Origin of the sequence: Mycobacterium sp. PDNC021 (assembly GCF_048282635.1) — a bacterium.
Lineage (GTDB): Bacteria > Actinomycetota > Actinomycetes > Mycobacteriales > Mycobacteriaceae > Mycobacterium > Mycobacterium llatzerense.
The window spans coordinates 5,700,998-5,721,714 of record NZ_CP182502.1 but is presented as its reverse complement, the minus strand read 5'-3'; the positions used below and the strand labels follow the sequence as shown (position 1 = coordinate 5,721,714).

Annotated in this window: 19 protein-coding genes; 11 read left to right on the top strand and 8 right to left on the bottom strand. The window is 67.4% G+C overall.

The window, feature by feature from the left end; all coding sequences use genetic code 11:
* Both ACNO8X_RS27385 and ACNO8X_RS27380 read left to right on the top strand, forming a co-directional pair.
* Complete coding sequence (locus ACNO8X_RS27385; RefSeq protein ID WP_418003553.1) at positions 1 to 1,467, top strand: APC family permease; 1,467 nt, start codon at positions 1 to 3, stop codon at positions 1,465 to 1,467.
* Complete coding sequence (locus tag ACNO8X_RS27380; RefSeq protein ID WP_418003552.1) at positions 1,464 to 3,413, top strand: primary-amine oxidase; 1,950 nt, start codon at positions 1,464 to 1,466, stop codon at positions 3,411 to 3,413. The genes ACNO8X_RS27385 and ACNO8X_RS27380 overlap by 4 nt, the downstream gene beginning before the upstream one ends.
* A gap of 69 nt (positions 3,414 to 3,482) precedes the next feature.
* On the opposite strand, the gene ACNO8X_RS27375 is transcribed toward ACNO8X_RS27380, so the two are convergent.
* Positions 3,483 to 4,622, bottom strand: a complete 1,140-nt coding sequence (locus tag ACNO8X_RS27375) for an FAD-dependent monooxygenase (RefSeq protein ID WP_418003551.1) — start codon at positions 4,620 to 4,622, stop codon at positions 3,483 to 3,485.
* Positions 4,623 to 4,718: 96 nt separating this feature from the next.
* On the opposite strand from ACNO8X_RS27375, the gene ACNO8X_RS27370 reads away from it, so the two are divergent.
* Entirely contained in the window at positions 4,719 to 5,261 is a 543-nt protein-coding gene (locus ACNO8X_RS27370) for a TetR family transcriptional regulator (RefSeq protein ID WP_418003550.1), read from the top strand.
* On the opposite strand, the gene ACNO8X_RS27365 is transcribed toward ACNO8X_RS27370, so the two are convergent.
* Both ACNO8X_RS27365 and ACNO8X_RS27360 read right to left on the bottom strand, forming a co-directional pair.
* On the bottom strand, positions 5,262 to 6,758 hold the full coding sequence (locus ACNO8X_RS27365) for a carboxyl transferase domain-containing protein (protein WP_418003549.1): 1,497 nt from the start codon (positions 6,756 to 6,758) through the stop codon (positions 5,262 to 5,264).
* 17 nt (positions 6,759 to 6,775) lie between these two features.
* Positions 6,776 to 7,582 (bottom strand): DUF6498-containing protein, encoded by an 807-nt coding sequence (locus tag ACNO8X_RS27360; protein WP_418003548.1) that lies wholly within the window; start codon positions 7,580 to 7,582, stop codon positions 6,776 to 6,778.
* An 89-nt stretch (positions 7,583 to 7,671) separates the two neighbouring features.
* Between ACNO8X_RS27360 and ACNO8X_RS27355 the strand changes: the two genes are divergently transcribed.
* From ACNO8X_RS27355 to ACNO8X_RS27325, 7 genes are all read left to right on the top strand, one after another.
* A complete protein-coding gene (locus ACNO8X_RS27355; RefSeq protein ID WP_043390606.1) occupies positions 7,672 to 8,406 on the top strand; it encodes an enoyl-CoA hydratase in 735 nt (244 codons plus the stop codon).
* Entirely contained in the window at positions 8,406 to 9,521 is a 1,116-nt protein-coding gene (locus ACNO8X_RS27350) for an MBL fold metallo-hydrolase (protein ID WP_418003547.1), read from the top strand. Before ACNO8X_RS27355 ends, ACNO8X_RS27350 begins: the two co-directional genes overlap by 1 nt.
* 73 nt (positions 9,522 to 9,594) lie before the next feature.
* Complete coding sequence (locus ACNO8X_RS27345) at positions 9,595 to 12,009, top strand: HAD-IC family P-type ATPase (protein WP_418003546.1); 2,415 nt, start codon at positions 9,595 to 9,597, stop codon at positions 12,007 to 12,009.
* 48 nt (positions 12,010 to 12,057) lie between these two features.
* Positions 12,058 to 12,276 carry an antitoxin gene (locus tag ACNO8X_RS27340; protein ID WP_418003545.1) on the top strand — a complete coding sequence of 73 codons (219 nt, stop codon included), beginning with the start codon at positions 12,058 to 12,060 and terminating at the stop codon, positions 12,274 to 12,276.
* Positions 12,277 to 12,278: 2 nt separating this feature from the next.
* Complete coding sequence (locus tag ACNO8X_RS27335; protein WP_418003544.1) at positions 12,279 to 12,716, top strand: SRPBCC family protein; 438 nt, start codon at positions 12,279 to 12,281, stop codon at positions 12,714 to 12,716.
* Positions 12,717 to 12,928: 212 nt separating this feature from the next.
* Positions 12,929 to 13,756: a hypothetical protein gene (locus ACNO8X_RS27330; protein ID WP_418003543.1), complete on the top strand. Its 828-nt coding sequence runs from the start codon at positions 12,929 to 12,931 to the stop codon at positions 13,754 to 13,756.
* Between the two features lie 73 nt (positions 13,757 to 13,829).
* Positions 13,830 to 14,600 carry a VOC family protein gene (locus tag ACNO8X_RS27325; RefSeq protein WP_418003542.1) on the top strand — a complete coding sequence of 257 codons (771 nt, stop codon included), beginning with the start codon at positions 13,830 to 13,832 and terminating at the stop codon, positions 14,598 to 14,600.
* Between the two features lie 74 nt (positions 14,601 to 14,674).
* Here the strand turns inward: ACNO8X_RS27325 and ACNO8X_RS27320 are convergent, their stop codons facing one another.
* Genes ACNO8X_RS27320 through ACNO8X_RS27310 form a run of 3 tightly spaced genes read right to left on the bottom strand, consistent with a single transcriptional unit; the run spans position 14,675 to position 18,257 of the window.
* Positions 14,675 to 15,565 (bottom strand): winged helix-turn-helix transcriptional regulator, encoded by an 891-nt coding sequence (locus tag ACNO8X_RS27320; RefSeq protein WP_418003541.1) that lies wholly within the window; start codon positions 15,563 to 15,565, stop codon positions 14,675 to 14,677.
* Positions 15,565 to 17,061 carry a carotenoid oxygenase family protein gene (locus tag ACNO8X_RS27315; protein WP_418003540.1) on the bottom strand — a complete coding sequence of 499 codons (1,497 nt, stop codon included), beginning with the start codon at positions 17,059 to 17,061 and terminating at the stop codon, positions 15,565 to 15,567. Before ACNO8X_RS27315 ends, ACNO8X_RS27320 begins: the two co-directional genes overlap by 1 nt.
* Positions 17,058 to 18,257: an acetyl-CoA acetyltransferase gene (locus ACNO8X_RS27310; RefSeq protein ID WP_418003539.1), complete on the bottom strand. Its 1,200-nt coding sequence runs from the start codon at positions 18,255 to 18,257 to the stop codon at positions 17,058 to 17,060. Before ACNO8X_RS27310 ends, ACNO8X_RS27315 begins: the two co-directional genes overlap by 4 nt.
* Before the next feature lie 41 nt (positions 18,258 to 18,298).
* Between ACNO8X_RS27310 and ACNO8X_RS27305 the strand changes: the two genes are divergently transcribed.
* Positions 18,299 to 18,583 (top strand): hypothetical protein, encoded by a 285-nt coding sequence (locus ACNO8X_RS27305; RefSeq protein ID WP_418003538.1) that lies wholly within the window; start codon positions 18,299 to 18,301, stop codon positions 18,581 to 18,583.
* On the opposite strand, the gene ACNO8X_RS27300 is transcribed toward ACNO8X_RS27305, so the two are convergent.
* Together ACNO8X_RS27300 and ACNO8X_RS27295 are read right to left on the bottom strand one after the other, a co-directional pair.
* Positions 18,550 to 20,247, bottom strand: a complete 1,698-nt coding sequence (locus tag ACNO8X_RS27300; protein ID WP_418003537.1) for an NAD-binding protein — start codon at positions 20,245 to 20,247, stop codon at positions 18,550 to 18,552. The genes ACNO8X_RS27305 and ACNO8X_RS27300 overlap by 34 nt on opposite strands.
* Before the next feature lie 4 nt (positions 20,248 to 20,251).
* Positions 20,252 to 20,698 (bottom strand): cupin domain-containing protein, encoded by a 447-nt coding sequence (locus tag ACNO8X_RS27295; RefSeq protein ID WP_418003536.1) that lies wholly within the window; start codon positions 20,696 to 20,698, stop codon positions 20,252 to 20,254.
* Positions 20,699 to 20,717: the final 19 nt, after the last annotated feature.

Here is a 20,717-nt window from a genome sequence, read left to right as displayed (position 1 = left end):
ATGACAACTGACGCAGTTCTCGATGCCGGTCGAAGCACCGGCGCTCAGCCGAACCGATTGACGGGCCGGCTCGGCCCCGTGGCGATCGTGTTCATGGTCGTCGCCGCTGCCGCGCCGCTGACCGTCGTCGCCGGCACCTTCCCGATCGGTATCTCCGCCGGCAACGGGGCGGCCTACCCGGCGTCGTACGTGGTGTGCACCGCGGTCCTGCTGCTGTTCGCGGTCGGCTTCACCGCCATGGCCCGGCACATCACGGGCGCCGGCGCGTTCTATACCTACATCGCGCACGGCTTCGGCCGGCATGCCGGACTCGGCGCCGCGTTCCTGGCGCTGCTGTCCTACACCGCCGTTCAGGTCGGTGTGTACGGCTACATCGGCGCGTCCATCAACGAGCTCGTCACTGCCCACGGCGGACCGTCGGTGCCCTGGTACCTCTATGCCCTGGTGATGATGGCGGTCACCGGGTTCCTCGGCTACCGGCACATCGAATTGTCGGGCAAGGTGCTGGGCGTCCTGCTGGTGTGCGAGGTCGGCATCGTCCTGGTGATCAACGCCGCCGTCATCGGACATGGCGGTGCCCAAGGACTTTCGGCGGCGGTGCTGCACCCCGACAACTTCTTCTCCGGCGCCCCGGGCATCGCGCTGATCTTCGCTCTGGCCGGCTACATCGGTTTCGAGGCCACCGCCGTGTTCCGCGACGAGGCCCGCGATCCGGTGCGCACCATCCCGCGGGCGACGTATGCCGCACTGCTGCTGATCGGTGGCTTCTACGCGCTGAGCAGTTGGGCGCTGGTCAGCGCCTGGGGTGACTCCGGTGCGGTGGACGAGGCGACGAAGAACCCCGCGACCATGCTCACCGAGACCGCGACCCACTACGTCGGCACGGTGGCCGGTGACCTGGTCCAGATCTTCTTGATCACCAGCCTTTTCGCGGCGCTGCTGTCCTTCCACAATGTGCTGGCCCGCTACATCTTCTCCCTCGGCAACACCCGGGCACTGCCCGAGCGGTGCGGCCGGTCGCACCCGCGCCACGATTCCCCGCACATCGCCTCGTTCGCCCAGACGCTCTCGGCGCTGGTGCTGGTCGCGGCGTCGGTCCTCGCCGGGCTGGAGCCGGTGACGCAGGTGTTCACCTGGTTCGTCGGCGCCGCCTCGGTGGGCATCGTGGTGCTGATGACGCTGACGTCCGCGGCCGTCGTCGTCTTCTTCCGCCGGACCCGCCTCGATACGCGGCCGTGGCACACCGTCGTCGCGCCGAGCCTCGGATTCGTCGGGCTCGCGGCGCTGTCGGTGATGACCGCGGTGAACCTGCCGCTGCTGGTCGGCGGCTCCGGCACGATGGCCGCCATCCTCGGTGTCCTGCTGGTCGGCGCCTTCGTCGGCGGCATCGTGGTCGCGCTGATGCGGCCACGTGCCGGAGCTCAACAGAACGAAAACCCTGATATCGCAAAGGAGATCGCACGATGACCGCCACCCTGGACAAGCCTGGCACCCAGTCCGACACCACCACCCCCGATCACCCGCTCACCCCGCTGAGTGCCGACGAAATCCGCGAGGTACGTCGCATCGTCGGCGCACATGGCCTGCTCGGCGAGAGCGTCCGCTTCGTCTACGCCGCGCTGGAGGAACCTCACAAGGACGTGGTGCTGGCGTTCCAGCCCGGCGATCCGATCGAGCGACGGGCCCGAATCATGTTGCTGGACCGGGCAATCGGCAAGGGTACCGACGCGATCGTGTCGATCACCGACAACGCGGTGGTCTACGAGCACACCGTCGACCCCGTCACCGAAGGGCAGGTGCCGATCCTCGACGAGGAATTCGGCGACATCGAGGCGATGCTGCTGGCCTGCGACGAGTGGGTCGCCGCGATCCGCAAGCGTGGCCTGGACCCCGAGAAGGTGCGCGCAGTTCCGTTGTCGGCCGGCGCTTTCGGTCATGCGGACGAGGTCGGCAAGCGCGTCGTGCGGGTGCTCGGCTTCTACCAGTACGACGACGCCGACCTGCCCTGGGGACATCCCATCGACGGGCTGCTGGCCACCATCGACGTGACGGCCAAGCACGTCCTGTCGGTCAACGATCATGACGACCTGCCGGTGCCGAGCGAGCGCTCCGAGTGGGACGCCGAGCCGCACGCGACGCCCACCCGCACCGATCTCAAGCCCATCGAGATCACCCAGCCCGAAGGCCCCAGCTTCACCGTCGACGGCAACAAGATCACCTGGGCCGACTGGTCTTTCCGGTTCGGCTTCGACATCCGCGAAGGCCTGACCCTGCACCAGCTGTCGATCAAGGACGGGGAGAACGAGCGGCCCCTGATCTACCGGGCATCGGTCGCCGAGATGGTGGTGCCGTACGCCCACCCGTCGCCGTCCCGCTACTGGATCAACTACTTCGACCAGGGCGAGTACATGTTCGGGCGCTACACCAATTCCCTTGAACTGGGCTGTGATTGCCTCGGCGAGATCAAGTACTTCGACGTCACCATCGCCGACGAGAATTGCGAGCCGCGGCTGATCAAGAACGCGATCTGCCTGCACGAGGAGGACTATGGCGTGCTGTGGAAGCACGTCGACATCTTCAACGGCATGGCCGAGGTCCGCCGGCAGCGCCGCCTGGTCATCTCCTTCTTCCTGACCATCGGCAACTACGACTACGGCTTCTTCTGGTACCTGTACCTCGACGGCACGGTGCAGTTGGAGGTCAAGGCGACCGGCGTCGTGTTCGCCTCCGCCTACCGCGCGCCGGACCCGTTCGCCTCGGAGCTCGCTCCCGGCCTGGGCGCCCCGTTCCACCAGCACCTGTTCTCGGCGCGCCTGGACATGTCCGTCGACGGGCACGCAAACACCGTCGAGGAGGTCGACGCTGTTGCCGCCCCGATGGGCCCGGATAACCCGTGGGGCAACGGATTTGTGCAGCAGAAGACTAAGCTGACCCATGAGCTGGAGGCCATGCGCATGGCCGACAACCTGAAGGCGCGGGTCTGGCACATCACCAACCCCAACAAGCAGAACCGGCTGGGGCAGAACGTCGGCTACGCGCTCTATCCCGAAGGGCAGCCCACCCTGCTGGCCGACCCGTCGAGCTCGGTCGCCAAGCGCGCGGCATTCACCACCAAGCACCTGTGGGTGACGAAATACGATCCGGAGCAGCGGTATCCGGCGGGCCACATCGTCAACCAGCACCCGGGCGGGGACGGGCTGCCGCAGTTCGTCGCGCAGGACCGCAACATCGAGAACGAGGACGTCGTGCTGTGGCACACCTTCGGGCTGACGCACTTCCCGCGGCCCGAGGACTGGCCGATGATGCCGGTCGACTACGCGGGGTTCACCCTCAAGCCGGTCAGCTTCTTCGACCGCAATCCGGCGCTGAATGTGCCTGCGGGGAAGAAGAAGTCGCACTGCTGCAACGGCTGAGCGGAAGATAGGCCGCCGGGCCTGGTCACCCCCGAAGACCAGGCCCGGCTTTCCGTTTTCCGGACGGGCTCAGCGGTTGGACAGCCCGGACAGCCGCCACGCCAGCTGATTGCGCACGGCGGGGATCCGGCCGACCAGCCCGATCGCCAGGTTCCGGATGGGACGGACCGGCGCGGGCAAGGTGGCCAGCCGGGTCAGTCGGTCGGTGAGCGTCACGACTTGTTGGGCCAGCGGGCGCCTGGTGGCGCTGTATTCGTCGAGCACCTCATCGCGCCCCGTCGCCAAAACCGTTGCCAGGGAATCGCTCAACGCGATGGCATCCTGAATGCCCAGATTCATGCCCTGGCCACCGGCGGGGCTGTGTACGTGCGCGGCGTCCCCGGCGAGCAGCACCCGCCCGGCGCGGTAACTGTCGGCGACCCGGTGATGGACCCGGAACCGCGATCCCCATTCGACGTCGGTCACCGTCACCCGGCCCGGCCCGAAGGCTCGGGTGTCGAGCAGTTCCTGGACGAAAGCGGCGGACGGCTCTTCGGGCGCCGCGTCGACGGGCGCGACGATCCGGTAGGTGCCACCGGACAGGGGAGCGACGACCGTGAGTCCGGTGGCCGCCCAGAAGAGGATCACCTCGTCCGCGGTGACGTCACCGGTCAGGCGGACGTCGGCCAGGGCGAACGACTGCCCGTACTGTCCGCCGCTGAACCCGATCCCGGCCTGCTCCCGGACTACGCTGTGCATGCCGTCGGCGCCAACGAGATACCGCGCGCGGATCGTCTCGCCGTCATCGAACTGCGCGGTGACGCCGTCGGCGTCCTGGGTGACGCCGGTCAGGGTCTTGGGCCGGATGACCTTGCCGCCGAGTTCGGCCAGCCGGTCCAGCAGTACCCGCTCGGTGGTGCACTGCGGCACCATCAGGCTGTAGGGATAGCGCGTCGGCAGTGCGCTGAAGTCGACCGGAATCAGGGTCTTGTGGCCATCGCGGATCGTGAACCGCGGCGCCTGAATGCCCAGCTCAACCAGGCGTTCAGACACTTTCAGCTCCTCGAGCACCTCCAGTGTGCGGGCATTGACCACTGCCGCGCGCGAGGTGTTGGCGCCCTCCGTCAGACGGTCGACGACGACGGTGTCGACGTCGCGGGCCTGTAGTGCGGCGGCGAGGGCCAGTCCGGTGGGGCCGGCTCCGACGATCAGCACATCGGTGTCAGTCATCTGCGTCTCCTTCGACGTATGTCAACAGTTGTTGGCATACCCATCGTGGCGCGCCGCGATGCCAAAGTCAACAGTTGTTGGCATACACTTGTTGGCATGCGTAGATCGTCGGAACAGACCAAAGCGGTGATCCTGGCCGCGGCCCGGGAGCGGTTCGCGACGACCGGCTATCAGGCAGCGACGATCAGAGCCATTGCCGCGGACGCGCACATCGATCCGTCGATGGTGATGCGGTACTTCGGCAACAAGGACCAATTGTTCGCCGCCGCAGCTGAATTCGACCTGCGCTTCCCCGACCTGTCGGACATCCCCAGGGCTGAACTCGGTGCCGCGCTGGTGGCACATTTCCTGGACCGCTGGACCCAGGACGACGGGCTGATCGTGCTGCTGCGGTCGTCGACCACGAATGCCGAAGCGGCGCAACGTATGCAGGCCATCTTCGCCGAGCAATTGGGGCCGGCGATCGCCCGGCTGAACCCCACTGACCCCGCGCGGTGTGCCGGGTTGATCGCCACGCAGGTGCTCGGCATGGCGATGTGCCGGTTCGTCCTGAAGCTGCCGCCCATCGTCGCGATGAGCGACGGCGACCTCGTCCACTGGCTCGCGCCGACGCTGCAGCGCTACCTCGACGAGGCGTGATCAGCTGTCGGGAACGCCGATCCGCCGGTACCGCTGCAGCCGAACCCCGAGCCGCTGCGCGGCGGGCACGGTGTGCAACGCGTGCAGCTCGGCGGCGATGGCGGAGGACATCCGTTCGGTGAACCCGACCGGGTCGTCGGCGGCGTCGGGATTCTCGGGCACGATCACGTCGACGATCCCGGCCTTCAGCAGATCCAGGGACCGAACACCTTGGGCGGCAGCAAGTTCCGGGGCATGGTCGACGTCGCGGTAGACGATGGCGCTGGCGCCTTCCGGCGGCAACGGCGCCAGCCAGCCGTGCTGCGCGGCGAGTACCCGGTCCGCCGGGACCATCGCCAGCGCCGGCCCGCCGCTGCCTTGCCCCAGCAGCACCGAGACCGTCGGGGTGTCGAGCGTGACGAGTTCGGCAAGGCACAGCGCGATCTCCCCGGCCAGCCCGTCTTCTTCGGCCTGCTGCGACAGCGCGGGTCCGGCGGTGTCGATCACCAGCACCAGCGGCAGCTGCAAGCCGGCCGCGAGCGCCATGCCGCGGCGCGCCTCCCGTAGCGCGCGCGGCCCGACCAGGCCACCGATCACCCGGCGCTGACCGACCACCACCGCGGGTTGCCCGCCGAACCGGGCCAGCGCCAGCAGCGTCGTCCTCGATTCGCCGCGCCCGGTCCCGGACAGCAGCACCCGGTCCGTCGCCCCGTGCGCCAGCAGGTAGTCGACGCCCGGCCGGTCCACGCGCCGCGACGCCTCCACCGAATCCCACGCCGGGGCCTCGGTGATTTCGGCGTGATTCGTATCGCCGACCGTCACGGAGCACGCCGAAATCGGGTCGGGCGGGTCGGTGACCACCGTCAGCACCCGATCCACGACGCCGCGCAGCTTGCCCAGCGGCACCACGCTGTCGATCACGCCATGCGCGAACAGGTGCTCGGCGGTCTGCACGCCTTCGGGAAACGGCTCTCCGTACAGGTGCTCGTAGACGCGCGGCCCGAGGAAGCCGATCAGGGCGCCCGGTTCGGCGGCGGTCAGGTGCCCGAGTGACCCCCAGGAGGCGAACACCCCGCCGGTCGTCGGGTGCCGGAGATACACCAGGTAGGGCAGGTGCGCCTTCTTGTGCAGCTCGACGGCCGCGGCGATCTTCACCATCTGCAGGAACGCGACGGTGCCCTCCTGCATGCGCGTCCCGCCCGACGACGGCGACGCGATCAGCGGCAAGCCGAGCGCAGTCGCACGCTGCACGGAAGCGGTGATCCGCTCGGCCGCGGCCACTCCGATCGAGCCCGCCAGAAAGTCGAATTCGCAGGCCAGCACAGCCACGCGTCGACCGGAGACGGTGCCCTCGCCGGTCAGGACGGACTCGTCGAGCCCGGTGCGCAGCGTCGCATCGGCCAGCTCGGCGCGGTACGCGTCGGTGACGGCCACCTCCAGCGGCGGTCCGTCCCAGCTGCGGAACGACCCGGCGTCGAGGATGGCGTCGAAGAACTGTCGTGCCCCGGTCCGGCTCACTCGGTCAGGCTAATCGGCTACCGACCGGCCCCGGTCCACACTTCGTCGTTTCGCGTCCGGCGCCTGACCTCGGCGGCCTGATCCTTGACCCACATGTCTTCGAACCGCTCTCCCTCGGGTTCGCGGCGGATGCGATTCAGCAGCCGGCTCAGCCACTTCGGCGGGGTGGCGGGCTCGTACTGCGGCAGTCCGCTGGCCAGCGAGTACAGGGTCTTCAGCACGACGAACACCCCGAACATCCGGGCGGGTGAGTTGCTCACCGCGGCGGCGAAGATGCCGAAGATCAGCGCGAGATGCACCACCCCGACCCGACCGAAGCTCCGGTTGGCGGTCTGCTCGAGCAGACCGAACGACCAGCGGCGCAGGTACGGCACATCCACGAGGAAATCGATCACGATGATGACCAGCATCTGCCCGCAGCCGATGCCCGCGCTGCGCCAGTCCAGACCCACCAGCTCGGCGTTTCCGTTGTGCGTGAGGATCAGCAGGAGCACCGCGATGAAGACGCCGTGCGCCGCGCAGAACACCGCGTTGATGAAGAAGAACCCTTTGATGAAGGAACCGGGCTTGCCTTGGGGACCTTTCGACTGCGGCGCTTCGTACCGGAAATGGCCGCGCCGCGGGTTCCACCGCTGCTGCAGGACACCGCGCGCGTAGATGAACAGCAGTCCGACGACGGTCTCGAACCAGTAGACGATCAGCGTCGTCGCCGCTGACCACTCCTGTGAGAACCAGCCCACCGCCGGGATCGCGTTGGCCGCGACCAGCGTCAACATGTGAGCGATGCGATTCGCCCGGGGCTGGTCGGACGGGGTAGGCGGCACGGGGCAATCGTTGCACCCGAACACGTGCGTTACTCCGCAACACGGCTCGTGCCTCGCCGCTTGATCGTCGTACCGCCTAGGCTGGCCGAATGATCGGAGTGACCCGGGACGGCAATGTCCTGACCCTGGAAATGCAGCGCCCCGAGCGGCGCAACGCGCTGAACGCCGCACTTGTCGACGGCGTGCGCGAAGAAATCGAGAAGGCCTCGCCGGCCGATACCCGCGCGATCGTGCTCACCGGGCAGGGCACCGTGTTCAGCGCGGGCGCCGATCTGTCCGACGCCGAGGGCGTGGCCAGGGAGCTGCCGGACAAGGCGCTGGCCCTGAACCTGGCCATCGACGCCAGCCCGATCCCGGTCATCGCGGCGCTCAACGGCCCGGCCATCGGCGCCGGCGTCATCCTGGCCATGATCTGCGATCTGCGCGTGGCCGTTCCAGGGACCTACTTCCAATTCCCCATCGCCAAATACGGTCTGGCACTGGACAACTGGAGCATTCGCCGGCTGACGTCGCTGGTCGGACACGGCCGTGCCCGCGCCATGCTGATCGCCGCCGAGCGCCTCGACTTCGACACCGCGGTGCAGACCGGCATGATCAACCGTGTCGGCTCGCTGACCGACGCGCAGGCCTGGGCTGCCGAGATCGCCGGCCACGCGCCGCTGTCCGTGGCGCACTCCAAGCGCGTGCTCAACGACGACGGTGCCTACGACACCGTCCGCGGCGAGCACACCCGCATGTTCAACAAGGCCTGGGCCAGCCCGGATGTGATCGAGGCCCAGGTGGCCCGGTTCGAGAAGCGGGCGCCGAGGTTCCAGGGCGCCTGATGCTGCGACGGGCACTGCGACTGATGTGGGGAACGGCGGCGCTGGTAGCCGGTGGCTGGGTGGTGCGGGCGCTCAACGGCGCGCCCGCCGCACTAGGCGCCGGCCCCGTGGACATCAACGCGGTGGCGGCCCGTTCGCCCAACTATCACGACGGGGTGTTCGTCAACCTGGAGCCCGGGTCGGAAACGGGGCTGACCAGGGAACAGCAGGCCGGCCTGCTGCGCGATCTGGTCGTCGGCAGCCCCGAGCAGAAGCCTGCGGTGCCCGTGCCCCTGGTGGTGCCCGATCCGGGGCTGCCTGCGGGGGATTTGGCGGTCACCTGGTTCGGGCATTCCTCGGCTCTGATCGAGATCGACGGCTACCGCGTGCTGGCCGATCCCGTGTGGAGCCGACGGTGCTCGCCGTCGCGGACGGTCGGTCCGCAGCGGCTGCATGAGGTGCCCGCGCCGCTGGAGGCGCTGCCGGCGATCGACGCGGTGATCATCAGCCACGATCACTACGACCACCTCGACATCGATACCGTCACTCAGCTGGCGAGCATGCAGCGGGCCAAGTTCTTCGTGCCGCTGGGCATCGGCGCGCACCTGCGCTGGTGGGGCATCCCGGCTGAGCGCATCGTCGAACTCGACTGGAACGAGAGCGCCCGGCTCGGCGAGCTGACGCTGGTGTGCACGCCGGCCCGGCATTTCTCGGGCCGCTTCCTGACCCGCAACACCACCCTGTGGGCGTCGTGGGCGTTGATCGGCCCGCAGCACCGGGCGTTCTTCGGCGGCGACACCGGTTACACCAAGAGCTTCGGCGACATCGGCGCCGACTACGGGCCATTCGACCTGACCCTCATGCCCATCGGCGCGTACCACCCGGGCTGGCCGGACATCCACATGAACCCGGAGTTCGCGGTGCGCGCCCACCGCGACGTCACCGACAGTGGCCTGCTGGTGCCGATCCACTGGGCGACGTTCCGGCTGGCCCCGCACCCGTGGTCCGAGCCGGTCGAACGCATGATCGTCGCGGCGCGCGACGAATCGGTGGATGTCGCCGTGCCGATGCCGGGGCAACGGTTGGAGCCGGCGCGGCTGCCGGGGCTGGATGAGTGGTGGCGGCCGTCTCAATAGCGATTTGTGCACGATTTTCCGCGCCGGTCGCGGATTTTCGTGCACAAATCACGACTTCGTGGGGGAATGAAGCGTGACTGTCGACGATCCGGAACGCAGCGTCACGACGGATCTCACCGGCCTGTCGGACGCTGACGTCGCACAACGAGTCGCCGCCGGCCACACCAACGACGTCCCGACGCGGGCGGCCCGCAGTGTCTCGGAGATCATCCGCGCCAACGTCTTCACCCGGATCAACGCGATCCTCGGCACGCTGCTGGTGATCGTGCTGGCAACGGGCTCGGTGATCAACGGGTTGTTCGGGCTGCTGATCGTCGCCAACAGCGCCATCGGCATCATTCAGGAGTTGCGGGCCAAGCAGACCCTGGACCGGCTGGCCATCGTCGGTCAGGCAAAACCGTTGGTGCGCAGGCAGTCCGGCACGCAGGAACGGCCGGCGGGCGAGGTGGTGCTCGACGACATCATCGAACTCGGCCCCGGCGATCAGATCGTGGTCGACGGACTCGTACTGGAAGCCGCCAGCCTCGAGGTCGACGAGTCGCTGCTCACCGGTGAGGCCGACGCCATCGACAAGAACCCGGGTGACTCCGTCATGTCGGGCAGCTTCGTTGTCGCCGGTAGCGGTTCCTACCGCGCCACCAAAGTCGGTCGTGCGGCTTACGCGGCCCAATTGGCCGACGAGGCAAGCAAATTCACCCTGGTCAAGTCCGAGCTACGCAGTGGTATCAACACCATCCTGCGGTTCATCACCTATCTGCTGTGGCCCGCCGGCGCGCTGATCATCTACACCCAGCTGTTCACCGTCACCGGCGTCGGCTGGCGGGAGTCGGTGCTGCGGACCGTCGGCGCCCTGGTGCCGATGGTGCCCGAAGGTCTGGTGCTGATGACGTCGCTGGCATTCGCTGTTGGCGTGGTCCGGCTGGGCCGGCGCCAGTGCCTGGTGCAGGAACTGCCGGCCATCGAGGGCCTGGCCCGTGTCGACGTGGTGTGCGCCGACAAGACCGGGACGCTGACCGAAAACGGTATGCGCGTCAGTGATCTCAGCACGTTCACGACGGATGACGCCGCGTCCGTGCTGGCCCAGATGGCTGCCGACGACGTCCGGCCCAACGCCAGCATGGCCGCGATCGCCGAGGCGTACAAACTGCCGCCGGGCTGGACCCAGACCGCGAACGCGCCGTTCAAATCGGCGACCAAGTGGAGCGGGGTGTCCTACGGCGAGCACGGCAACTGGGTGCTCGGTGCGCCCGACGTCCTGCTTGCTGCCGGTTCACCGGAAGCCGAACAGGCCGAACAGATTGGCGCACAAGGCCTGCGGGTGCTGCTGCTCGGTGCCTCGGACCGCCCCGTCGACGCACCTGACGCACCTGGCGAAGTGACCCCTGCGGCGCTGGTGACCCTGGAGCAGCGCGTCCGCCCCGATGCGGGTGCGACGTTGGAGTACTTTGCGCAGCAACATGTCTCGGTCAAGGTGATCTCCGGCGACAACGCGGTGTCGGTGGGCGCGGTGGCCGGTTCGCTCGGGTTGCACGGTGAGACGCTCGATGCCCGTCACCTCCCGGACGAACCCGAGCAGCTGGCCGAAACCGTCAGCGAATACACCACTTTCGGCCGCGTCCGGCCCGACCAGAAACGCGCCATGGTGCATGCTCTACAGTCCCGCGGTCACACCGTCGCGATGACGGGTGACGGCGTCAACGACGTGCTGGCCCTCAAGGACGCCGACATCGGCGTCGCGATGGGGTCGGGCAGCTCGGCGACCCGCGCCGTCGCGCAGATCGTCTTGCTGGACAACAAGTTCGCCACCCTGCCGTATGTGGTGGGGGAGGGCCGCCGGGTGATCGGCAACATCGAGCGGGTCTCGAACCTGTTCCTGACCAAGACGGTCTACTCGGTGCTGCTGGCGGTCCTCGTGGGTCTGGCCGGCCTGTCCGCCAGGTTCTTCGGCACCGAGCCGGTGCTGTATCCGTTCCAGCCCATCCACGTCACCATCGCGGCCTGGTTCACCATCGGCATTCCGGCTTTCGTGCTGTCGCTGGCGCCGAACAATGAACGGGCACACCACGGCTTCGTGCGCCGGGTGATGACGGCCGCGTTGCCATCGGGCCTGGTGGTCGGTGCCGCGACATTCGCCTCGTACCTGATGGCCTATCACGGGAAGTACGCCGATGCGGTCGAGCAGAACCAGGCGTCCACCGCCGCGCTGATCACGCTGCTGGTGTCCGCGGTCTGGGTGCTGGCGGTGGTGGCCCGGCCGTATCAGTGGTGGCGCGTGGCGCTGGTCGCCGCGTCGGCGTTGGCGTACGTGGTGATTTTTTCGATTCCCTGGGCGCAGCAACAGTTCATGCTCGATCCGTCGAACCTGGCGCTGACCTCGGCCGCGGTCGGAATTGGCCTGGTGGGCGCGGGCGCGATCGAGGTGCTGTGGTGGCTGCAGGGCCGCTGGCTGGGCGAGCCGCGTCGGTTGTGGCGAACCGAAGAGCAATGAACAATGAGCACGTTCACTGGACAATCCGGCAATAGATAGGGTGAAACCATGGGATTTCTGGACAAGGTGAAGGACCTGGCGGCACAGAACGCCGACAAGGTCGAGGCGGCCATCGAGAAGGTCGGCGACATCGTCGACGAGAAGACCGAGGGCAAGTTCAAGGGCGTCGTCGACGGCGCCCAGGAGGCCGCGAAGAAGGCCGTTGCGGGCGAGCAGCCGGCTGAGGCCGCTGCCGAGCCGCCTGCCGAGGGGACCCAACAGCAGTAGTCATGGCAAAGCTCGCAAGTTCTATCGAAGTACCGCTGTCTCCCGACAAGGCCTGGGAGGCAGCGTCAGACCTGTCCCGGTACGACGACTGGCTTTCCATTCACCGGATGTGGCGCAGCGCGTTGCCCGAGACGTTGGGGAAGGGCACCGAGATCTCGTCAGTCGTCGAGGTCAAGGGCATGCTCAACCGGGTCGACTGGACCATCGTGCATTACAACCCGCCAGGGTCACTGACCCTCAACGGTGTCGGCAAGGGTGGTGTCCGGGTCAAATTGATGGCCAAGATCACGCCGTCCGGCGACGGTTCGAACGTGGCGTTCGACATCCACCTCGGTGGCCCGGCTTTGTTCGGTCCTATCGGCATGGTGGTGGCGGCCGCGCTGCGATCCGATGTCCACCGGTCGCTGGACAAGTTCAAGGAGCTGTTCGCGTCGGCCTGACCAAACCACGACACAACCTGGAGAAGATGGCGAGCGTTCTCGGAATGCTCGCCATCTTTTTGCTGTCGAGCGGGCATTGTCATCCAAACGGGCGAATTTCCCCAAGTTAGCTGGCCATTGTTCCATGAAGGCTATTCGGTGGGTTCGAAGCTGTGATATACCACTGCTTCGGCGGTAAAATATGCATGCCCTGACCCGAAAATGAGGAACCTGTGACCTATCCACCTGCCAAGCGCATCATGGTTCGTAAGTTTGCCTCAGGGGTACGTGGTAACCGTTTTGCGAGGACGTTGCCGGTCGTCGTGATCGCACTGCTGGCAAGTCCGATGGTCGCTGCGCCGGCGCATGCCGACCCGGTGGCGACGGTCAAGGCGAGAACTCAGCGGATGAGCGAGCCGAATCTGGGCTCACACCAGGACGGTTGGTACAACGCGGGTGACCGGGTGACTCTGATGTGCTCCCAGCGCGGACAGCAGGTGAAGGGTTTCTTCAGCTTCAACATTCCCGGCGGGTGGGATAACTTGTGGTACAAGACTTCTGACGGCCACTTCGTCGCTGACGTCGATATCGAAACCGGCACTCTCAACGATGTGACCGGGGATTGCGGCAACGGTGGCGGTCCGGCGAATCCGCCCCCGCCCGCAGCGTCGTCGAACGCCGACGCTGCCCTCGCCTGGGCCAACAGCAAAATCGGGTCGGACGAGTACGACCAGTTGTGCGGCCAATTCGTCGCCAACGCCTATGGCCAATCCGCTCTGGGTGCCCCGACCGCTCTGGCCTTCCACGACCGGTTAGCCGGCCAGTCGAAGATCCACATGGACGGTGCACCTCCGGCCGGTGCGCTGGTCTTCTCCCGAAGCTCCATGGACGGGAACCGTGGCCATGTCGACCTGGCACGCGGAGACGGGACGTTCATTTCGGGCGGTGTGGATCCGCGATACAAGTTCATCGCTGGGGGTTACCACACCGTGCAGGTGCTGCCGAACTGGAATCCGTCCCCCGGAGCCACCTATCTGGGGTGGGCGTACGCGCCCTGGTGATGTCGCGATGAGTTTTCGGCGGGGTGGTGGTCTGTACTGATGACCACCCCGTTACTCGTCTAGGAGAACAATCATGGCTACTCGTACGGCAACCCCGCTGGGCGCTCCGGTCTGGATCGACCTGGCCACCTCGGATGTGGCTGGCGCCCAGGCGTTTTACCGCACTGTGTTGGGGTGGGACTACGAAAGCCCGGGACCCGATTACGGCGGCTACATCAATGCCCGGCGCGACGGCCGCTACGTCGGCGGCATGATGGCCAGCGATCCGGCGTGGAACGCCCCCGACGCCTGGACCGTGTACCTGCACACCGCGGACATCCACGCCACCATCGACGCCGCGGTCGCGGCCGGCGCCACCAACTGCATCCCGGCCATGGAGGTGCCCGAGAAGGGCTGGATGGCCATGCTCACCGATCCGACGGGCGCCTTCTTCGGCCTGTGGCAGCCGACGGGGCACCAGGGTTTCGAGGCGTACGAGGAAGCCGGCGCCCCGGTGTGGTTCCAGCTGACCACGACCGATTTCGCCAAGGCCACCGAGTTCTACACCACCGTGTTCGGTTGGCAGCTGCAGGTCGAGGCCGACAGCCCGGAATTCCGGTACAGCAACGCCGTCTTCGACGGCGTGCCACTGATCGGAGTGATGGACGGCACGGTGATTCCGGGCTTTGACCGTTCCACGTGGAACTGTTTCCTCGGCAGCGACGACGTCGACAAGACCATCGAAATCATCACTGCGAACGGCGGCTCCGTGGTGCGCGCCGCCGAGGACACCCCGTACGGGCGACTGGCCGCGGTCACCGACCCGACGGGCGCCGCATTCAACCTGGCGTCGATCCAGGTCTGACCGCCCAACCTGAGCTTGTGGTCGATCATTCCGCGGATTTTCGACCACAAGCTCAGCTTCGGCGCCGAACATCCCTACGTCGGCTGCTGCCCGATCTCGGACCCGCGTACCGACTCCTGGCATTGGTCACATTCCAGTTGGGCGTGGAACTCGTTCGCGCATCGCGTGTGGGTGACGATCACCGCCGGGCCTTCCGGCGTGGCGAACCAGCGCTGCGCCCAGTCGAGCGCGGTGACGATGATGGGGAGCACCGCCCGGCCCTTCTCGGTCAGCCGGTACCGGCCGTCGCTGACCGTCAATACGTCGTTGCCAACCAGGATTTGGAGCCGGTCGGCCAGCGATCCTGGTGGGGCACCGAGCTGGTCGGCGAAATCGGTGAACCGGATGGTCCCCACGAACGCGGCGACCATCACCGCGAACGACCACCGGTTGCCGAGGATGCTCATGGTCTGCGGGAACAGCTCGGCCTGTCCGCCCCGGTCGCCGTGGGAGCGCCGCCGGGTCGCCGACACCGGCATGGACCGGGGCCACGACCCACTCGGACCCCATTGCGCAACAAGGCTTTTCTCATCGGTGAGGCTTCCGCAGGCGCGGCAGGTCAGCGCGGGGGAGAAGGTCCGCCCGCACAGTCCGTGCCGCAGGGCGGGAAGATCGTGCTCGGGCACCCACCGTCGCTCCCAATCCCAGATCGAGACCAGCACGGGCCACAAGGACCGGCCACGTCCCGTGAGCCGATACTCGTATCGGGGCGGGTTCGACTGATATTCAACACGATTCAGCAGTTCGGCGTCGGTCATCATGCTGAGTCGCCGGGTGAGCACCGCATGGGAGATCGGCAGCCGGTCAGCGAACTCCGCATAGCGGGTGGCGCCGAGCAAGGCCTGCTGTGCGATCAACAGGGTCCATTCGTCGCCGAGCAGGCCGAGCATCCGCCCCACGGCATTGACATCCGGGCCGGGCCCCATCAGTCGCGCCAGCGCCGCAGTTCCGAGCCGGCAGCCCAGGTCGAATGGGTGCCGCTCGATACTCGTTCCGGCAGTTGGAGTTTGCACACCGGCCCGTCGGCCACCCGGGCCGCGTCGAAGACCAGGCAATAGGATTCATCGGCATTCATGTCGGCGGTGATGGTGATCAGATAGCCGTCGTCCTCGCCGGTACTGCCGACGCGGGGTGCCATTGCCGTCTCGCTGCCGAACACCCCGTCGTCGAAGGCGTATCGCTGTTCCGATCCGGTGTGCAGGTCGTGTCGGACCAGGCCGTCGAACAGGAACCAGCCGGGTCTCCCGGTCGCGGCGTAGGCGTAGCGGTAATCGCGGCCGGCGTTGGCGGAGTTGATCATCCCGAATTCGGTGATGCTGTCGGACAACTGCTCTTCACGAGTTTGCCCGGTGACGAGGTTGAATCGCCAGCGGTGCAGTCGGGTCTGCATTCCGTCCAGGGACAGACCACGAAAGATGCGCTGCCACTTGGGGTCCATGCCGTTCTCGACCCCGTCACTCGGTGCGGGCTCACCTTGGAAGAACCCGTCGAGCACAATCTCGTCACCGTCCTCGTAGGCATTGGTGAAGTGCAGGACGTAGGTGCTGTCCGCTTCGAACCAGCGCACGTCGTCTGCGGTGCCGCGGCGGGGCAGGACCGCGAACCGCGACGGGAGATCGCGGTGCAGGCGTGGAATGTGCGCGTTGTGCTTGAGCAGTTCGGCATCCCAGAACAACGGAAAGTCGTTGAGGATCACATAGTTTTCGGTGAATGCCATGTCGTGGGGCAGCCGCGGCCCGGGCAGTTCGACGTCGACGTAGTGCACCAGCGCGTTGTTCTCGTCGACAACCCCGTAGTGCAGGTACGGCGCCTGCTTGCCGTAGTTGAAGAACAGCAATTCGCCGGTGCGGTCATCGGACTTCGGGTGCGCGGACACCCCGAGGTCGGTGGGGAAGCCCCCGCGCCAGTCCTCCTTGCCCAGGGTGTCGCCCGTGTAGGGGTCGATGCGGTACAGGTCGCCACACTGATAGAAACTGGTCAGCGCCACGCCGCGGTGCACCGTCACGTCGGTGCTCGAGGCATCCTTCATGAAAGTTCGGGCGCCCCAACCATGTTCACGTTGGGCCAGTTCGACCGGTTCGGCGATTCCCGGCCACAGCGGGCCACCTGCATCGATCTCGGCGAGCAAACCGTCGGTCCGGACGAACCGGTTGCGGTAGAAGGCTTTTCCATCCCGGAAGCCGACGATGTGCAGCATGCCGTCGCCGTCGAACGGATGGTAGAACTTGAACGCGGGGTGCAGCGGGTTCTCGGTGTTGCGCAGGTACACCCCGTCCAGGTCGGCGGGAATCTCGCCGTCGACGGCGGGCAGATCGTCGGCGTCCCACTCCGTGGTCTGCGGGCGCCACGCGCCGGTCCGGTACGGGTGGTCGTCATCCTCGGGCAGCGTGGACAGGTACTTGGCGACGACGTCGGTGTTCATGAGACCTCCTGGGCGGACCCGATGACAAAGCTGACCGTGGTGGCGGTGCTGCCGCCGAAGTTCAAGGTGCCGAAGGTTTTTGCACCTTCGACCTGGTAGGCGCCGGCAGTGCCGCTGACTTGTTTGGCGCCGTCGAGCAGCATCCGGACTCCGGAGACGCCGACCGGATGTCCTCCGCCGATCAGGCCGCCGCTGGGATTGACCGGCAGGCGTCCGCCGATCTCGATCTCGCCGTTCTCGATGGCTTTCCACGATTCGCCGGGGCCGGTCAGTCCCAGGTGGTCGATCGCCAGATACTCACTGGGCGTGAAGCAGTCGTGCACCTCGACACCGTCGAGATCGTCGATGCTGACCCGCGCCCGTTCGAATGCGTCGAGCGCGGCCCGGCGCACGTGGGGCAGGACGTACGGGTCATCGGCGGAGCGGGTGAGCTTCTGCTGCAACCCCAGGCCGACGGTGCGATGCCCCCAGCCTTCGATACGGGCGATGGGCCGGGCCGTGGGGTGGTTGCGCCGGTAGACGTCGTTCACCAGGACGACCGCGGCACCGCCGTCGGTCATCTGGCTGCAGTCCAACCGCCGGATGCGGCCCTCGACAGGGGGATTGGACCGCGGATCGACGGACCAGGACCGGGTTTGGGCGTTCGGGTTGGCCTTGGCGTTGGCGTAGTTCAGGGCGGAGATGGCGTCGAGATGGATGTCATCGAGGCCGTAGCGCCGGTCGTACTCGTCGGCCACGAGGCTGAACATGTGCGGCCACATGAACTGTGCGCCGGCACCCTCGTGGCCGGCCCATGCCGCGGCGCCGAGATGCTGCGCGGCGGTGTCTCCGGGCACCGTTTTCTCCAGTTCGACGCCGAGGACGAGCGCGCTGTCATAGGCGCCGGAACGCAGATCGGCGATCGCCGCGAGGGTCGCCACGCCGCCGGATGCGCACGCCGCCTCATGCCGAGTGGCCGGGGTTTCCCAGAACCCCTCGTCGACGGTGGCCGGCATCGCGCCCAGGTGACCTTGTGCGGCGAACATCTCGCCGAAGGCGTTCGCGACGTGCACAACGCCGATATCCGCGGCCCGCACCTTGGCCGCGGTCAGGGTTTCGCGGACCACCTCAGCGGTCAGGTCGGCGAAGTCCAGGCCCTCCCGGTGCAGGTTGCGGGCGAAATCACTCTGGTAGCCGCCGAGGATCCACACGTCCATTCCGGCGACGTTACTACAACTAAGAGAGTGACCGAAGAAAAGTGTCCCGATTCCCGGAGTTCGGTGCTCCTACCGATATGAACATCCATTGGCGGCACCAGCGCCCCGCAGCGACGACGTACGAGATCGTCGACCAGCTCCACGACCGTCACGCCGTCGGCGTCACCGCAGACCGCGTCGCGGCGACGGTGGCGGGCTGGCTCGCCGAACTGGATGTGCAGAGCCCGTTGACCGAGGAACTCGCCCACGCGACGCTGCGCGGCGACTGGCCCGCCACGCACACCATCTGCGATCAGCTGTCCATCGACTTGATGGTCGCGGCCTGACCGGTCAGCAGCGTGTCGATGAGTTCGCGGTACGGGCCGACCAGGTACGCGGTATCTCCCGCGCGGAGCTGGGTGTCGCGCCGCGGCCTCCGATGCGTGGTCCCCGCCCGGGTGATGGCGATGACCCGGATTTGCGTGGGTACCTCCGCCATCCGCATGCCGTCGAGTGCGCTGCCCGCGTCGACGTGGACGCCGCCCACGGTGAACGACTGCTGTCCCACCGTGAATGTGCCGAGCACCTGTAATCCCATCGCCGCGCCGACGAACCACGGCGCCGCCAGCTCGACCGTCGACCGGACGTTGGCGAAGCCGAACCGCTGGGCCACCGCAGCCCCGAGCGTGCGGTCGTAGATCCGCAGCACCAGTGGGACGTCGGGCCGGTCGATTTCCGGCAGCACCCGGGGACTGAGCATCTCGCGCAGCACGATGCCGGTCTCGATGTTGACCATGTCATCCTGGGTCAGCACCGCGACGGCGCGGGCCCGGTCGAGCCGGGCCAGCTCCAGCGTCTGCCGCAGGGTGGCGTCACCGAAGATCACCGGGACGTCCAATTGCGCGGCCTGTGTGAGGAACCGGTTGGACTCGTCGCGTTCGATGACGGCGACGTCGTAGCCGGCTGCGGTCAGATCGCTGACCACTCGGATGCCGAACGATCCGAGGCCCACTACGACGATGTGGTTGCGCAGATGCTGCACCCGCCGGCGCCCGGATGAATTGCCGAGACGACGGGACAGCAGCGCGTCGGCGACGAACGCGACCAGGATCGCGGTGGTGGTGACGCCGGCGAACATGAGCCCAATGCCCCACAGCCGCAACCAGGTTGGCTGGTGGATGAAGCTGAAGTCGCCGTAGCCGACGGTCGCGATGGTCTCGGTGGAGAAGTACAGCGCATCGATCCAGCTCATGCCGGCCGGGTTGTGATACGCGAAGCGCAGCAGCACCGTCGAGCCGAGCAGTAGGGACGCCGACGTGCCGAGGGCCCACCAGAAGATGGGGTTGATGTCGTCGCGCATGACGCGCAGCGCGTCGATCAGGCGGCGCGGCCATGGGCGGTGGGTTCGGCTGGTCAACGGGCGCGGCACGGTGATGCCGGCATCGGCGAGTTCGTCGGCGGTGCCGATCATGGCGGTCCAGTCGCCGGCGTGCACCTCGAAATCTCTACCGGGACAAGGTGTCACTTCGCCGGGTGACGCCGAGTTCTCGCCGCGGACGACGGCGACGGGCGCCAGGTCGCCGAACATCTCCCGCAACGTGGCGTCGCGCGGGGCGTCGGTGCCGGAGATGACGTAGTCCACGCCGGCCACCGAGATGGTGTGGGTGGTGCGGGCCAGGCAGGCCTCGACGACCGACGGCGCGGCGAGGTCGGCGACGTCGAGCACTGCGCCGGGGCCGTTGTCCTGCGCGACTGCGGCGCGCAGGACGCTGTTGGCCAGTCGCGTCACCACCCGGACAGTGGGATTGAGTTGGCGTGCCAGCAGGGCGATTTCGAGGTTGACGGCGTCGTCGTCACCGACGCAGACGATGGCGGCGGCGCTGGTGACGATGGCGGCCTTCAGGCCGGCGGGCTCGTGGATCGTCACGACGGTGGCGCCTGCTGCTTGCAGCCCCTCGGTGATGCGGTTGGCCAGCGCGTCGGTGCCGCAGACGATGACGTGTCCCTGCATGTGCTCAGTGGCCTGTCGGTGCCAGCGCGAAGTCGGCGAAGTCGAAGCCGGGCACCACGACACAGCTCACCAGAGTGGGTTCATCGTCACGGGGCATCGCCCGCTGCCAGTGTCCCGGCGGGACCAGAGCCTGCGGCTGTTCACCCGCCGCCACGTCGGCGCCGAGCAGCACGGTGTCCGCGGTGCCCCGGTCGGGCCCGACCTCCAGCAGCAGTGGGCTGCCACGGTGGAACAGCCACAGTTCGGCGCTGTGCACGGTGTGCCAGGCCGACTGCTGGCCCGGCATCAGCAGGAACAGGATCGCGGTCCCGGCGCTGCGCGGACCCGAGTACTCCACGGGCAGCGCGGACTGCGGGACGGTCAGGTCGCTGCGCCAGGTCTCGCGGTACCAGCCGCCTTCCGGATGCGGCGACAGGTCGAGCTGCCGCGCCCAGTCGGGGAGATCGGTCATGGCAGTTGAGGCTACGGCT